Source organism: Paenibacillus sp. FSL F4-0243 (genome assembly GCF_037963295.1).
In the GTDB taxonomy this organism is placed as follows: Bacteria; Bacillota; Bacilli; order Paenibacillales; family Paenibacillaceae; genus Paenibacillus_AQ.
This window is the reverse complement of the sequence record NZ_CP150151.1, coordinates 4,508,928-4,524,495: the sequence shown is the minus strand read 5'-3', so window position 1 is coordinate 4,524,495 and position 15,568 is coordinate 4,508,928. Positions and strand designations below refer to the sequence as shown.

Below are 15,568 nucleotides of genomic sequence, written 5' to 3'. Positions count from 1 at the left end.
TGGAGCAGAAAGTTTATTTTATCAAGTTTTTTACCTCGTAACAGCCTTCCAATTAATAGTATAATAAGAACTCGTAGGAGTTATTTGAATAAAGTTGTATACATACTCTATTTGAGGAAGAAGGAGCTGAGAACATGACTGTTAAGACTACAGCGGAACAAATCCGCATTATAGAATATGATCCTTCTTACGCTAAGGCGGTTGCAGAAATGTGGAACCGTAGCAACGAAAGCTGGGGTGGAGGCACCAATCAGAGAACAGAGGATACAGTGCGCCGCGAGATGGAAATCTCGTCCAATCTGAATGTGTTTCTCGCCGTTGATGGTGAGGAAGTGGTCGGCTTCTGCAGTTTTGCCCATTACCGTCAAGACGAAGGAGCTTTGTATGTTCCGCTGTTGAATGTACGACCTGATTATCACGGATACAAGGTAGGTCGTAATCTGATTTTGAACGCTGTTCGCACAACAATTGAAGCGGGCTGGCCACGTCTTGATCTGTTTACTTGGGCAGGCAATACGAAGGCCGTACCGATGTATAAGAAATGTGGATTCTTTTGGGAAAAAAATGAGGATTACGTTCATCTGATGAACTTTATTCCGACGGTTCTGCAAACGGAAGCACTCGCTCCTTATTTTGAACAGCTGGATTGGTATGCAGATAGTACCCGTGAACTGCCTATTCAGCCGGATGGCCGCCGGGAGCGTGGTTTTGATTTCTTCGATTACACTTGGCAAAAGGGAGAACTCTCCTTACGTGCAGAATTCGAGAAGACCGGTCGCGGCCTGACGGCTCTTGATACACCTGACTATGAAATCTCCACGGAGATTGACGATCACGATCTTGTATTCGGTTCCACCTACAAGATTCGCTATCACATCAAGAATCGTTCGGCGTCTGATCTGGCTATTGAGATCAAAGGCCAAAATGACAAAAATATTCGTTTTGTCTTGTCTGCTGCACCAACACTCGCGCCAGGAGAAACAGTTATCGTAGAAGGTGAGTTCGAGCTTGATCCGATTCGTGAAGAGCAAAACGACAAGAAGACTCACCCCGTGGTTATGAGCAAATGGATCATCGGTGGCAAGCGTGCTGAGTTTCGTATAGGTGTTGCTCCTAAATTCCCACTGAAAATGATAATGGAGTTGCCAAAGCGTGAGCTGTATCCGGGTCTTCCCGCTGAGCTATATTTGAATGTTGAGAATAATTTTGCAGCGGAAGCGGAATTTTCTTTTGATTTGCCTGAGGAAGAATTTTTGACGTGGGCGGATCGGACAGTAAGCTTCTCGGTTCCAGCTAAAAGTAAGGCTTCCATCCGAGTCCCCTTTACCCTAAATTCATATGGCCTTTATTCACGGGATATTGAGGTGACGGCCGTTCCGACTGGAGAGAAGGCAGTGTCCTTCATCAGCAAATTATCTGTGCTAATGAAAGGAACACATGGCCGCTTCGGTGGGGAAAACGGAGATCAGTGGGTGGCTGTAAACGGCGCCTACTCCGTACATCTTAATAATAACGACAATGGGATTTGGATTGAATATCCCGGATCGAGCCATAATTTCTGGTTAACCCATCCGAAGTTAGGTAAACCATTCGCCGAAGAATTCTCGAAGAAACAGGCTGAAGAAGTAAAGATCTATTCCGAAGGAGAGGGCCAAGTTCTAGAGACCCTTTATGAATCGGATGAATTCCCGGGTCTGGAGATAAAAAGAGTGGCTAAGCTCTTTGCAAACGGAATCGCTGAGTTTTATAGCGAGGTACGCAATACTAGTAACCAAACGTTGGAAGAGGATATGTATCTGCTAACGAATTTCGGATTTTTTGGCAAACGGCTCATCCTGCCTTATCAGGGGCATTACGTAGATATGGGCGATGCTTATTCGGGAGATCCGAGTTATTGGGACAGCGCTCAAATTACGGAAAATTGGTTGTTTAGCAAGGAAGAAAATGTCACATGCGGCGTTTGCTGGGACCCTTCGCTGAAGCTACTTCGTCCGGAGTATCCACTTGGACTGGAGCATAATCTTGGTCAAATCTCTGCTGGAGATGTCGTACGAACAAAGACGCTGGTGTTCGCTTTAAACACTTTCCTGAAGTGGTCGGATTTCCGCACCTTTGCACGGAAGCAGCTGGATCCGATCACACCGGTGTTGGATGATCATCTTGAATTAACGCTCGGCGGTGGAAATCCGTTTGCGGCGGGGGCGCTTCATGCGGAGTTCATCGAACGAAAGATGACTCCGCTTAATGGAAGCCTCGAGTTATATGTACAAACGGATAGAGGAGAGGAGCAGAAAGTCGCTGAGATGGATCTGCAAAGAGAGCAGAATCTGCACTCCGCGGGCTTTGAGCTCTCGCCTGAGGAAGCGGAATCATCTTCAGAACACAGCCAATCAGGACAGAAGGTTCGAGTCGTCTATCGTGGAGAGGATCGTATTCAAGAGCGAGCAGGCCTCTGGTTCCCTCAAACGGAAACAGCAGCCGTTATCTGTGACACAGAAGAGGGACCAGCGGGTCCTATTTACACTGTGAGTAACGGAGTACTTTCTATTGCAGCTGCTCCTGATTTCGGCAGTGTTGTGCATTCCCTGAAGCACCATGGAGAAGAATGGCTGGATAGCTCCTACCCGGAAGCAGCACCACGTTCCTGGTGGAATCCTTGGCATGGTGGACTCGGTGTAGGTATTTCAGGCATAGGTGGATTTAGTCGTTTGGAGGAGCCAAGAAGCGCAGCTTGGACCGAGCAAATGGATGTCCAGGGCAATGTATGGAAAGGATTACGTATCACTACTTCGATCGAGAAGCAGGAAAAGAACCGAGGGATTGTTGTTAATCAGCATTACCTTATGCTCCCCGGCGTCCCTGTGCTCTGTGTGTTGCATTCGGTGACCAATGACAGCGGAATGACCCTGCCGAATTATTCGTTGTCGGAGGAGAATTATATCAAACCTTCGCCAGTCTATGCCGAAGGATGGATGGAATTCTCCAAGGAGGGCAAGTTCTTATTAGGAACGGTTGAAACCTATCTTGAGGCCAAGGGACTATTGCGAATTGGGGCATCTTCGCGTAAGGATATGCTGCATATGGTGAGCAGTCACCCGAATCAGAGTGCCTCAGCGTATGTGAACAATAAGGTATTTAATCACGGGGTGCATCATCATCTTCCGCTTCTCAATGGAGAAACCGTTTGGACACAGCCGTCCTTCCTGATCATGGGAGAACTCGCTCTGAATTCAGAGGATGTCCGCAGTCTTTTGAAGCTGACCTTTGCTAGACCTACTGACGAAAAGGAGATCTTAAATGCCGATCATTGATATTCACATTCATCTGTCGGACATCGACAGCTTTCATCAAACAGCACTGGATCTCTCTAAAGTTGATTACACTGCTGCCGGGCTCAAAGCGGAGTTTGATAAGAACGACGTTATTCTGGGCATTGGAATGGGGGTATCGGAGCAGACGAAGGGAGCTTTCCCTGACTCTACTTCCCCTAATCCGATGGGCCTTGACTTGGAAGACACTGTGCCGCCTTTCTTAATGGAATGCGTGGGGATCAATCCGAATATGCTCGGAGGCAAGGATGCTCAGGAGGAGCTCGACCGAATTGAGGCACGGCTGCAAGCGCCCGAGGTGGCTGGTATTAAGCTCTACGCCGGGTACTATCATCATTACGTTTATGACAAAATCTATTCACCGATCTATGAGTTGGCAGCCAAGTACGGCACGCCTGTCGTCATTCATACCGGTGATACGTACTCGATGAATGGATTGCTTAAGTATGCACATCCTCTTACGGTGGACGAATTAGCATTCCAACGACGTGATGTGAATTTTATGATTTGCCATCTTGGCGATCCGTGGGTGATGGATGCCGCCGAAGTGGTGGCCAAAAATCCAAACGTCTATGCCGATTTGTCCGGTCTTGTAGTCGGTGATCGGCCTCATTTTGAACGGTTCATGAATGAACCTCTGTTCATGGATCATTTTCGCCGGGCGCTGGTGTATTCCGACCACTATGAGAAAATGTTGTTCGGCACGGATTGGCCACTTGCTCCTATTGACCTGTATGCGGAATTTGTCCGTCGACTTGTCCCTGAGCAGCACCACGAAAAAGTATTTTACGAGAATGCCTTCGCCTTATTTCCACGCATCCAGCAGCGGATTGCGGCGCTCTAAGCATTACGAACAAGCCATCCTTTAGTTCTTTCTAAAGGATGGCTTGTTTTTTGTAAAAGGATATTAACTCATCTAGCAACCCTATCATAGAGAACGTAGTCCCAAGGCTCAAGTGCCTTGGGATTTTTTTGCTAAGAGGGGTAGTATAAAATCATGCTTAACCGGGTTATTGTTTGTCCTGGATTATAATATACATGGGGTTTGTCTGCGAGGAATGTGATAGAATCACCTGATTTCAAGAGGTATTCATTGTTATTGACACGGAAAGACAATTCTCCGTCAAACACGGTGATTAATTCTTCGGTACCTTCCATATGAGAATTGGCATCAAGGTATCCACCCTTGTCTATCTCCACGGTATAACCTTCAAACCGTTTACTTTCTTCAAATGGAAAAGATAGATACACTCGATATTTTCCGTTATCTTCAAGCAGTGGCTGAATGTCACTTCTTAAGATTACTCTTGTGTCAGGTTTTGGATAATCTATCAGCGCAGAAAATGAAATTTTTAAGCCATTGGCGATTTTCCAAAGGGTTGTAATGGTTGGTGTCGATTCGCCTCTTTCGATTTGACCAATCATTGTTTTGCTGACTCCTGTTAATTCCGCAACCTTTTCCAGGCTTAACTCTTTACTTTTTCTTATCTTTTTTATATTTTCCGCAATAATTAGATTTATTTCTTCCACTGTAATTACTCCTGTCTCCATTTACTTTATAACGATCGTGATATACAATAAAACGCACAAATGTACGTTATAACGTCTGATGAATACATTATAGCATACAAGCTGGAAGGGGAGATATAATTTAGTGTTTGTTTCTTTGTTTTTATATGCATTTGTTGCAAGTTTTACTCCGGGACCCAATAATATTATGGCAATGGGTTTTGCAAACCAAGTTGGGCTGAAAAAATCAATGAAATTTTGTTTAGGAGTGGGTACAGGATTTTTTATAATCATATTGTTATGTTCCTACTTTAATCTACTTTTGAATAATCTTCTTCCACAAATTAAATCTATTATGGCTGTAATAGGCGGAGTCTACATGCTGTATTTAGCATTTAAAATGATTACAAGTAAACAACCAGAAAGTGATGCAGCTGGAGATAAACACAATAGCTTTATTGCGGGAATGCTTTTACAATTTATCAATCCGAAAGGGATATTATATGGGATCACAGTTACATCAACATTTATCCTTACCTCTCCTTCTTCCTCTTTTAGATTATTGAGTTATTCTTTAATTCTTGCTTTCATCGGTTATATGGGCACTTTTTGTTGGTGTTTGTGTGGTTCTCTTTTCAAAAAAATGATATCTAAATATAGAAGTCAATTTAATGTACTGATGGGACTGTTGTTAGTGTATTGTGCAGTTTCGATAGTGTTGGGATGAAGGATTATTAAGGGAAAATCAATATTCGACCAATACTTTTTTATCTAGTTATCTTTTCCTTCTAAAGCTTATGATATTGATGTATTGTGGATAGATACGAGGACAAAGGAGATGCAATATGCTACCATCACTCACATTTCTTAAACTTCAATTGGAAGGCGTTCTGCGTAATAAATTCGAGCAGGGGCATCAAACCTCCGGTTATTTAGCTAAGTTGGAAAAGCTCCCAGCAAGCTATGATGCCTATCTAGAATTCGCTCATAGCTTGGCTGTCATTCCAATGAGGGACAACTGGCCTTACTATGAGCCGAACGATTTAGATGAGATATGGCGGGAATGTGATCCGGCTCGACCTCTAGGTCAGGTCGGGATTTTGAATCTGAAGGATAGCTCCAAGCGTGTAGAAGCAGGTTTCCTCGCTTCAGTCTGTGGCTCAATGCTGGGCAAACCGATAGAGGTAAATCCCAACTTGTCGGAATTACGTCAAGCCTTAACTTCTGTAGGGGAATGGCCACTGAATGATTACATTTCTGAAGAAATTCTCCATGCGCTGGATCGTCGACATTGGTCTTGGTTTGAGACGACACGAGGGCGAATTCGTTATGTAGCACCTGATGATGATATCAATTACACATTAATGGGAATGATGGTGCTAGAACAATTCGGTGATGGTTTTACGAAAAGAAATTTAAGGGATTTATGGTTAAATCACCTTCCGATAAGTACAACTTGGGGGCCGGAAAGGGCTATTTTGATGCGATCAGGGATTAGCTATTTGGAACATGATAAGGAGCTATTCAATCATTCTGAAATAGAGGCTTGGCCTGATTTTATGGTGCAGGGTACGGAACTATGCGGTGCGGCGATTCGTGCAGATGCTTACGGATATGCCTGTCCTGGTCAACCTGCTCTGGCTGCCGAGCTAGCTTGGCGGGATGCAAGCTTTACTCATCGTCGGACCGGCATTTACGCCACGATGTTCATTGCTGCTGCGATTGCTGTTGCTCACGTGCAGCGCGATCCCATTGAAATAATCAATACGGCTCTGCAATTCGTACCTAAAAGAAGCCGATTCTACGAGATTACTAAAGATTGCCTTGAGATGGTAGCGAATGCAGATGACTGGCTGGAAGCGTATCAGAGCATTAACCATAAGTATGCGAATTATTGTCATTGTGATGTTTATCAGGAAATAGGCACCTTAATTAATACCCTGCGATTTGCAGACAATGTTGGTGATGGAATATGCAAGCAGGTGATGCAAGGCAACGATACGGATAGCTTTGGAGCAACGGCTGGCTCTCTGCTTGGGGTTTATTTAGGTCCTGATGGCTTAGAATCAAGGTGGCTTAAACCTTTTCAAGATCGGATTCATACGGGGCTTTCTAATTTTCATGAGCAAAGTCTTTCTTGTTTAGCGGAACGGATGGGGCGTTTACCAGAGCTGCTGCAAACCGGACGATTTCAAGTTCAGCCTAGTGAGCTCTACGTGAGCAAGAATACGGATCTCGATACATAATAAGTTTACAAAGAATCCACAGCAACGAATGTTGCTGTGGATTCTTTTGCTTTTTATTTTTTGAATTAGCGATGAATAATTCAATCGTGCTTTACAAAAACTTTATTCGATTAAGTCACAACTTTGCCAAATCAGGAGGGGTCGTTATTAAACCATTTATCGTAATAGTAGCGCTATTGCTCGTTACAGCTTGTTCGGGTAATCAATCGGCCAACAACCAAATGACTACTCAACAAACGAAGGTTGGACATCATGCTGGCAAAACAGCTACAACAACAACCTTAACTCAAGCGTCTTCTATTTCCACAGAGAATGCTGGTAAATCAACGATTAAGGCTAAACAAGTACCCGGCGATGTAACGAAATGGCTGGATGGGTTTATCCGCACTACTCCACCTACAGGTGGTACAACAGGGGATCAAACCACTTATCCGCAAACATCCGCTAAGCCACATTATTCTGCTAATCCGCAACAATCGGCCAATCCACAATATTCTGCTAATCCGCAAACCTCCACCAATGCATCGGCATCTGTGCAGAAAGTATTGGAACTGGTAAACAAAGAAAGAACAAACGCAGGCTTGAAACCCCTTAGTTTGAATAGTGAGCTGTCGAAAATGGCTTTGGCTAAAGCGCAGGATATGTCCGACAACAATTATTTTGACCATCAGTCACCAACCTACGGATCTCCGTTCGACATGATGAAGGCATTTGGGATCTCCTATAATACAGCAGGGGAAAATATCGCCAAAGGCCAGTCGAGCCCGGAAGAAGTAATGAATCAATGGATGAATAGCCCTGGTCACCGTGCCAACATCCTGAATAGTTCCTTTACTGAAATTGGAATAGGTTACTATAACAGCGAGTGGGTTCAAGAATTTATTGGTTAGTGTGATCAGCAATCTAAACGTCACATATTAAAAGCTAATTTTTAAACCCCATGTCATCAGACATGGGGTTTATTTTTATAAAGGAGGGTAGTTAATTTCACAGATGGCTGGAAGATCGAAATCGATGTAGATGATTACTATTTCGTCTGGGTCTTGTCGACATGCTCGGATGGTTGACCTTGCGATGATGGAGATTGCTGTGGCAGCCATTTTTGTACCAGTGGCCACATTAAATAAGTTATTGTGCCTACAATCAAGAAATTAAAGATAATGAGTTCTGAGGTACTCATGACGCGAAAAGAAGCCATTAGATTACGAAATGTTTCTTGTATGCTAAAGAGTGAAATGAAGTCAAGCAGAAAGGTCAGTGCTATTACTAAGATTAATAAGAGTATAGTTACGACGAATATTTTCATACCACTTCCCTGCTTTCATTGTTAATCTTCCAATAATATTTGCTGTTAATGGGTAGAATAATCACGCAAAGAGCAGCAAATAATGGAGAGAAAGGTGAAGGGCATGGCAAAGGATGGCAATGCAAATGGCAAAAGTGCTGGAAGCAATCCACAATGGACCGTCCCTTCAATTCCGATTGATTCAACAGAATTAAGAGTCAATTTAGAGCAGATTCGACAAAAGACAGGGAATAGTGGAGATATAATTATTCGTGAATTTACGATAGGGGGCTCGGAGGAGGAGCTTCAAGCCGCAATTATTTATGTGGATGGCATTGTTAACAATACAACCATTAATCAATTTGTCATGGAAGTCTTGCTGAACGTCATGCTGAGTAATGAACAAAGGACATTAAATGATCTGGTTCAAGTAATCACAGATAAAATTGTTCCAATCGGTGGTCTGAAGACACTTGTTCAATGGGATGAACTCTATGATGCTTTGTTGTGGGGGCAGACTATTTTATTAATTGATGGATCGAAAGAAGCCCTAGCGATTGCTACATCGGGCGGTGAAGTCCGCGCCATAGATGAGCCTGGTACAGATACTTCTATTCGAGGATCTCGTGAAGGGTTTGTTGAAAGCTTAACGACAAATATTTCGATGGTTCGGCGTCGCATAAGAAATCCTAATTTATGGCTGGAATCGATGACGTTAGGACAAGTTACACATACCAGGATAGGGATCATGTACATAAATGGGATCGCGGATGATAGCATTGTTGAAGAGGCGAAGCGACGTCTCCGCAAGATCAAATTGGATAGCATTCTGGAATCAGGATACATTGAGAAAATGATAGAAGATCAGAATTTTACTCCGTTTCCAACGATCCTACCTACAGAACGCCCAGATACCGTCGCTGCTAATCTTTTAGAAGGAAAAATTGCAATTATGGTGGATGGAACCCCTTTTATGCTAATCATCCCAGCCATTTTTAATCAATTCTTTCAAATTACAGAGGATTCTTATCATCGGTATGATATCAGTGTTGCATTGCGGCTGTTACGCATCGTAATGTTTATCATTTCGATGATTGGACCTTCTTTCTATATTGCAGCAACAACCTTTCACCAAGAAATGATACCAACGCAGTTAGTGATTTCGCTTGTTTCACAGCTAGAAGCAACGCCATTTACCGCGTTTGTTGAGGCGCTATTAATGGAGGTTATTTTTGAAATTCTGCGTGAAGCGGGTGTTCGTATGCCAAAAGCAATTGGATCAGCAGTATCCATCGTTGGAGCACTTGTCATTGGGCAGGCAGCTGTACAAGCAGGTTTAGTGTCAACAGCAATGGTTATTGTTGTTTCACTTACAGCTATCTCTAGTCTAGCGACACCTGTTTTCTCGATTGCTGTATCCGCGAGATTGTTACGTTTTCTCCTCATGATCAGTGCAGCAACGTTCGGTTTCTTTGGAATGATTCTTACCTTGATTATGATCATTGCACATATGTGTAGTTTACGTTCATTTGGTGTACCTTACATGGCTCCTTATAGTCCAATGATGCATGTAAAGAATAGTCAGATTCATGCACCTTTACCGATTTGGATGAGACATTTGATTCCAAAATTAATGAAGAAGCCTACAACAGAGCAAGTGGGTGATCAAGATGGGACGTAGAATGGCACGGCTTTGTTTGTCGATGGTTATGATTGCTCTCCTTACGGGTTGCTGGGATAGTCGAGAGTTAACGGATATCGGTTTTGTGGTCGCGATGGCGATTGATAAAGGAGAAAAAAAGAACATTAGGGTTACGGTTCAGATCGTGAATCCAATAAATGTCTCAAGTACACAAGGAGGAGGTAGCCCAATGCCTTTACCTCCAACCACATATTCAGCAGAAGGAAATAATGTATTTGATGCCACTCGCGTTCTCTCACAAAAACTTTCTAGGCAATTGCATTATGGTCATGCGATAGTTCTCTTGGTAGGTGAAGATTTAGCTACAACACAAGGGATAAAGAAGCTTTTTGACGGCATTGAGCGGGATAGTGAGTTTCGTCCTTCCGCTACAATGGTTATCGCGAGGGGAACGACGGGAGAAGAAATCATTAAACAACGAACGAGTCTCGATAATTCACCGGCCATTAAAATTAAGAAAATGGTAGCTGAAACCGAGAAAGCCTTTGGTGAAAATATTGATGAGAAAATATACCAAGTCATTCAAGCCATCGTCTCATCTGGTAAAGAACCTACGATTACTGGCATTCAACTCGATTCTACAAATAAAGAAGATAAATTAATGGCTAATGGGATTGCTACTTTTAAAGATGGAAAATTAATGAGGTGGTTAGACGGAAATGAAAGCCGTGGATTCTTATGGGTGTTAGGCAGAGTTAATTCGACATTGTTAACCATGGATTGGAATGGTCAGCCACATACAATCGGGATCGAGAATATACGAACCAAATCATCATTTCATTCAAGCTTTGATAAATCCGGTAAACCAATTATTGAGGTGAAGATTGGTGCGGATGCAAATATTGGTGAGGTTGATGTCCCAATTGATGTAACTAACCCGAGATTGTTTTTGCAAATTGAGCGCCTGTACATGCAAGCCGTTCATGATGAAGCGGTAGCCACGATTAAATTAATGCAACAGCAAAAGTCGGACATTTTTGGATTTGGAGAAGTGGTGCATCGTGATCACCCTAAGCAATGGAGAACGTTAAAGCGGGATTGGAACGATGTGACCTTTCCCACGATTGAAGTAAAAGTGAAAGTGGAGGCTTATTTGCGTAATACTGGGTTGCGTAATAGAACCATAATGGAAAGTATCGATAATAGCTGATAAATGAATTGTTCATAGAGAGAAGGAGTGACATTGGAAAAAGCAAAGATCAGTCCCCGTCAATTGCTTATCCTTGTATTGATGTTTGAAATCGTGAGCGCGATTATCTCCGGATTTGGTGCGGAAGCCAAGCAAGATGCATGGATCACCGCAATCCTCGGAATGCTCGGGGGAATTTGTTTATTTCTAATCTATCATCGATTGTCTTTATTTTATCCGGATCTTCCGCTCACGGAATATGCGAAAAAAATATTAGGGCCCGTTGTGGGTCGTATCGTCGCCTTGTTATATGTTGTCTATTTCTTGTTTAATGGGAGTTTTGTAGTCCGTGAATTCGCCTCAATGGCTGTATCCTTTGTTTTTACACAGACTCCCTTTCTCGTTATTATTGCTTTGATGCTACTTTCGGTTATGTATGTCATTGGAAAAGGTATTGAGGTGTTGTCGAGGACAGCAGAGCTCTTTTTTTCTGTGTTACTTCTTGTTACTGTCACCGGTCTAAGCTCGATCCTTACGTCTGGGAATGTAAATCTTCAAAATTTAAGACCTGTACTCGAAGAGGGATGGTTAACCGTGCTGAAGCAATCGATTCCAAGTACCGTTGTATTTCCTTTTGGAGAGATTATAGTGTTCTTGATGTTGTTTCCCTATGTGAATAAACCGCAACAAGTGAAGAAAACAGTGATTACAGGATTATTGATCAGCGGATCTTTTATCGCGTTTGTTACGATGCTAAATGTGTCTGTCCTCGGTGCGGATCTATTTACAAGAACACAATACCCATTGCTGACAACCTCGGAGTTGATTGAGGGAAGAGCTTTACTAGAACGATTGGATGTATTGTTTCTCGTCACAGCTATTGTCGGTGGTTTTTTCCGGATCGGCATTTATTTATATGCGACACTAATCGGTGCGGCAACATTGTTCGGTATTCCCTCCTATCGTAAATTAATGATCCCCGTGACTATGGTCATGTTTATTTGTTCCATTGCGATGGCAGGAAACTATGTAGAATTTATCTATACAGGATTACGTGTCGTCCGGTTCTATGTCCAGATTCCGATGCTGTTTATCATTCCACTAATACTTCTAGTGATGGGCTGGTTTCAAGAGAAGAAGAAGCTGAAATCTGCGAAATAAGGAGCTTATATTCTAGAGTTGCATTTATTAGCCTTTACAATTATACTCGTCATAGCAACTATGATCATATCAATTATCTGGAGGCTATACCATTGGAATTAGAAAAATACATAGGCGTAATTGTACACCGGGCAGATTTGAAGCTGAATAACTATTATCAAAAAGTGGTAAATCCCTTTGATATTACGGTGGACCAATGGGAGATCCTCGTTATTCTTTGGGAGAGTGAAGGGATTACTCAAAAGGATATTGCTGAAAGACTATATAAAGATCAGACGAACATTGCGCGTATGCTCTTCAAGCTTGAAAAGAAAGGCTTTGTTCATCGTGTAACCCATGAGACGGATAGAAGATCTTTACGTGTTTATCTAACCTCTAAAGGGCGTGAAATAAAAGATGAGATTCTTGCTCCCTCTCTTGAAGCGTATAGAAAGACCATTGAAGGGTTAACTGAGGAAGAGGTTGAAACCTTTAGAAGGCTACTTTCTGTCATTCATAATAATGTAAAGGATTTATAGTAGATTTTGTTTGTAAAAGAATAGATCGTCTCAACCCAATTAGTTGCTATGACTATTATCGTCAAGACCATTTGTTTTGAATCGTTTGTTTATTATCCAATACTTGCTATGGCAACTAATGCTTCGACAATTATAAGGAGGATTCAAAGATGAGAATAAGCAATAATAAAATCGGGATTTTTGATGCCCAGTACAGAGCGTTGACTATCGGTATTATTCTGGCAGTCACAACAGTAGCATTTGAAGGATTGGGGGTTACGACGATTGCACCAAAGGTGGCGCAAAGTTTGAATGCGATCCATTATTATGGTTGGATTTTTAGTGCATTTCTTTTATCCCAAATCATTGGCACAATGGTCATTGGACAGCAGATTGATAAGAATGGTGTATATAAATCATTTGTAGTTTCTATTCTAATCTTTGTTACGGGTATCATCATTGCAGCAACTTCCTTCAATATTTACATGTTGATCGGCGGAAGAGCTTTTCAAGGTTTCGGAGCAGGTGCACTTTTAACTTGTGTATACTCCAGCATTACTTTAAGTTACCCTGACAGTCTAAGAACAAAAATACTTGCAGCTTTCTCTAGTGCTTATATTCTTCCAGCATTAATTGGTCCTTATATCGCAGGGTTTTTAGCCGAAAATCTTTCGTGGAAGTTTGTGTTCTGGCTTGTTCTGCCGTTCATTGTTCTATCTGTATGCTTAACGCTCCCATTATTTCGTAAGTTACAAGCTGAAAATAATAATGCTTCATCGACGAAAAGAGGGACGTATAAAGAAATATACGCAATTTTATTAACATTAGGAACAGGGCTGCTATTAGCAGGATTAGGATTTTTACCTTCTTGGAAGGGGATTGTGATTTCAATTGCAGGGGGCTTTATTATGATTCAACCTTTACGGAAACTGCTGCCAGAGGGTGCTTTAGTAGTTAAAAAAGGTTTGTCGGCAACCATTGTTACTAGAGGGCTGTTTGTTGCATGCTACTATGCTGTTGAAACCTACGTTGTTCTAGCTCTAACAAATGTTAAAGGGTTATCGGCAGATGTTGCGGGCTTAATCGTTGCTGCTGGGGCTATAAGTTGGTCAATAGCAGCGTGGCTGCAATCCAAGCTTGATGAACAAGACCATGGGAGGGGCCGTAGACAACGGGTGATGATTGGCGTTGCATTTATGATTGTCGGAGTTGCACTGGTCATAACCGTGATAGGCATTTCAGGTAATGGAATCGTGCTCGCAGTGTTCTCACAAATACTTACCGGTTTTGGAATAGGGCTGGCACATCCAACCACGGGAGCCATTGCACTACAGCATGCCGAAGATGGCGATGCAGGTTCAATTTCAGCGAATATTCAATTTATTGATGCGTTTAGTCCTGCACTTAGCATCGGATTAGGCGGTGCCCTAATTACCGTTAGTGAATCCTTTGGATGGGGCGTAATGACAGGAATTCTCTTGGCCTTATCGATCCAGCTTTTTTTCGTAATTTTAAGCTTTTTAGCTACTTTCCGAATTGCGAAGAAGGCAAGCTTAGGCAGATAATATATAACTGTAATCTAAAATTGGATCAGAACTGTTGATTCTTATGCTTTTTCATGTGGAATCGAATAAAAGTGACCAACAGAATCAGAAGAAAAGGCAGGATGTATGCCAAATTAGTGATCAACGGCCAAGTAGTGTTTACGATTTCTGTGAGCTCAGATTCTTGTGTGTAAGTCGTTACTGACAGCAGAAGGCAAATAAAAGCAAGCGGGAAGACAATCAGTCTTTCATTTTCCAATCTGAGAAGCTCCTTCATGACTTTAATAAGAATAAGCAGCAGGATTGAAGCCTTGAAATAAAAGCCAATAATTAATGAAAAACCGATCACGGACTCGACCCGTTCTATAGTTTCCTGAAAATAAATTAACCTCGCCAACTGGTACAATGAATATTTTAAGCTTCCGGACAGGGGTCCCAGTACCATAATACTGCTAATGACAGAAGCAATTAACGTCAGAGCATTTATAAGGAGTGCCAGATACATTTGTTTTCCTAGCTTTGATTTATCTTCTTTATGCACAAACGGTAAAATTATTGAAAAAACGATTAGCTCGGAATAGGGAAAACCATAGACTACATATGCAGCACTCAGGATAGGTCTAACTCCATCAGGCATGATGGGCAGCAGGTATTCGGGATGATACAAACCTGCTACAAGAATCCAGACCAAGATAATAAATCCGAACATTAGAGACATTAAGACTGCGGCCATACGGGCAATTACTTCGATGCCAGCGAGCGCTGTCATAGCAATCGTTATAAAAAACATCGTATTTACCGCATAAGTAGGCGTTTCTTTTAACATCGTACTTTTGAAAAAGGTACCGATCTCAATGACAATTCCTGCGATATTCCAAAACAAAACACATGTGAAAGGAAGTAATAGAACGAGAGTCAGCCCATTTCCAAGCACAGCGCGACTTTGTTCCACAAGTGATAGCTCTGGGGCTCGTCTATTTAAATATAGAATACCGGATAGCAGAAGCATTCCTGTGGCCGAGGCAATAATGAGAGAAATCCAGGCTCCATTGCCAGCAAAGTTAGTTAGTGAAGCAGGGACGATGACGATTGAAGAGCCTGTCATAAAGAAGAGAAACAGCATGGACATTTGGATAGAGCTAACACGTTCTTGCTTATTCATACGT

At 42.3% G+C, this 15,568-nt stretch carries 13 protein-coding genes; 10 read left to right on the top strand and 3 right to left on the bottom strand.

The window, feature by feature from the left end; all coding sequences use genetic code 11:
• The first annotated feature begins 134 nt into the window (after positions 1-134).
• Complete coding sequence (locus NSS87_RS20170) at positions 135-3,311, top strand: GNAT family N-acetyltransferase (RefSeq protein WP_339242316.1); 3,177 nt, start codon at positions 135-137, stop codon at positions 3,309-3,311.
• Positions 3,298-4,173 (top strand): TatD family hydrolase, encoded by an 876-nt coding sequence (locus NSS87_RS20165; RefSeq protein WP_042189698.1) that lies wholly within the window; start codon positions 3,298-3,300, stop codon positions 4,171-4,173. Before NSS87_RS20170 ends, NSS87_RS20165 begins: the two co-directional genes overlap by 14 nt.
• A 131-nt stretch (positions 4,174-4,304) precedes the next feature.
• Here the strand turns inward: NSS87_RS20165 and NSS87_RS20160 are convergent, their stop codons facing one another.
• Positions 4,305-4,859 (bottom strand): helix-turn-helix domain-containing protein, encoded by a 555-nt coding sequence (locus NSS87_RS20160; protein ID WP_042189696.1) that lies wholly within the window; start codon positions 4,857-4,859, stop codon positions 4,305-4,307.
• Between the two features lie 124 nt (positions 4,860-4,983).
• Here NSS87_RS20160 and NSS87_RS20155 point away from each other — a divergent pair, with 124 nt between their 5' ends.
• The 3 genes from NSS87_RS20155 (at position 4,984) to NSS87_RS20145 (ending at position 7,974) form a co-directional block, all read left to right on the top strand.
• Positions 4,984-5,565: a LysE family transporter gene (locus NSS87_RS20155; protein WP_339242314.1), complete on the top strand. Its 582-nt coding sequence runs from the start codon at positions 4,984-4,986 to the stop codon at positions 5,563-5,565.
• 118 nt (positions 5,566-5,683) lie between these two features.
• The gene (locus tag NSS87_RS20150; RefSeq protein ID WP_339242313.1) at positions 5,684-7,084 is read left to right on the top strand and encodes an ADP-ribosylglycohydrolase family protein; all 1,401 of its coding nucleotides are present in this window, start codon (positions 5,684-5,686) and stop codon (positions 7,082-7,084) included.
• A gap of 86 nt (positions 7,085-7,170) precedes the next feature.
• Positions 7,171-7,974, top strand: coding sequence for a CAP domain-containing protein (locus NSS87_RS20145; RefSeq protein ID WP_339242312.1), 804 nt, complete (start codon positions 7,171-7,173; stop codon positions 7,972-7,974).
• 137 nt (positions 7,975-8,111) lie between these two features.
• Here NSS87_RS20145 and NSS87_RS20140 read toward each other — a convergent pair whose 3' ends face one another.
• Positions 8,112-8,390 (bottom strand): hypothetical protein, encoded by a 279-nt coding sequence (locus NSS87_RS20140; protein WP_042189690.1) that lies wholly within the window; start codon positions 8,388-8,390, stop codon positions 8,112-8,114.
• Positions 8,391-8,472: 82 nt separating this feature from the next.
• On the opposite strand from NSS87_RS20140, the gene NSS87_RS20135 reads away from it, so the two are divergent.
• The 5 genes from NSS87_RS20135 (at position 8,473) to NSS87_RS20115 (ending at position 14,423) form a co-directional block, all read left to right on the top strand.
• A complete protein-coding gene (locus NSS87_RS20135; RefSeq protein WP_339242309.1) occupies positions 8,473-10,050 on the top strand; it encodes a spore germination protein in 1,578 nt (525 codons plus the stop codon).
• Positions 10,040-11,221 (top strand): Ger(x)C family spore germination protein, encoded by a 1,182-nt coding sequence (locus tag NSS87_RS20130; protein ID WP_339242307.1) that lies wholly within the window; start codon positions 10,040-10,042, stop codon positions 11,219-11,221. Before NSS87_RS20135 ends, NSS87_RS20130 begins: the two co-directional genes overlap by 11 nt.
• Before the next feature lie 33 nt (positions 11,222-11,254).
• Positions 11,255-12,361, top strand: a complete 1,107-nt coding sequence (locus NSS87_RS20125; protein WP_339242306.1) for an endospore germination permease — start codon at positions 11,255-11,257, stop codon at positions 12,359-12,361.
• Between the two features lie 92 nt (positions 12,362-12,453).
• Positions 12,454-12,879 (top strand): MarR family transcriptional regulator, encoded by a 426-nt coding sequence (locus tag NSS87_RS20120; RefSeq protein ID WP_042189684.1) that lies wholly within the window; start codon positions 12,454-12,456, stop codon positions 12,877-12,879.
• A 149-nt stretch (positions 12,880-13,028) separates the two neighbouring features.
• The gene (locus NSS87_RS20115) at positions 13,029-14,423 is read left to right on the top strand and encodes an MFS transporter (RefSeq protein ID WP_042189682.1); all 1,395 of its coding nucleotides are present in this window, start codon (positions 13,029-13,031) and stop codon (positions 14,421-14,423) included.
• Between the two features lie 25 nt (positions 14,424-14,448).
• Here NSS87_RS20115 and NSS87_RS20110 read toward each other — a convergent pair whose 3' ends face one another.
• On the bottom strand, positions 14,449-15,564 hold the full coding sequence (locus NSS87_RS20110; protein WP_339242302.1) for an endospore germination permease: 1,116 nt from the start codon (positions 15,562-15,564) through the stop codon (positions 14,449-14,451).
• Positions 15,565-15,568 lie beyond the last annotated feature (4 nt).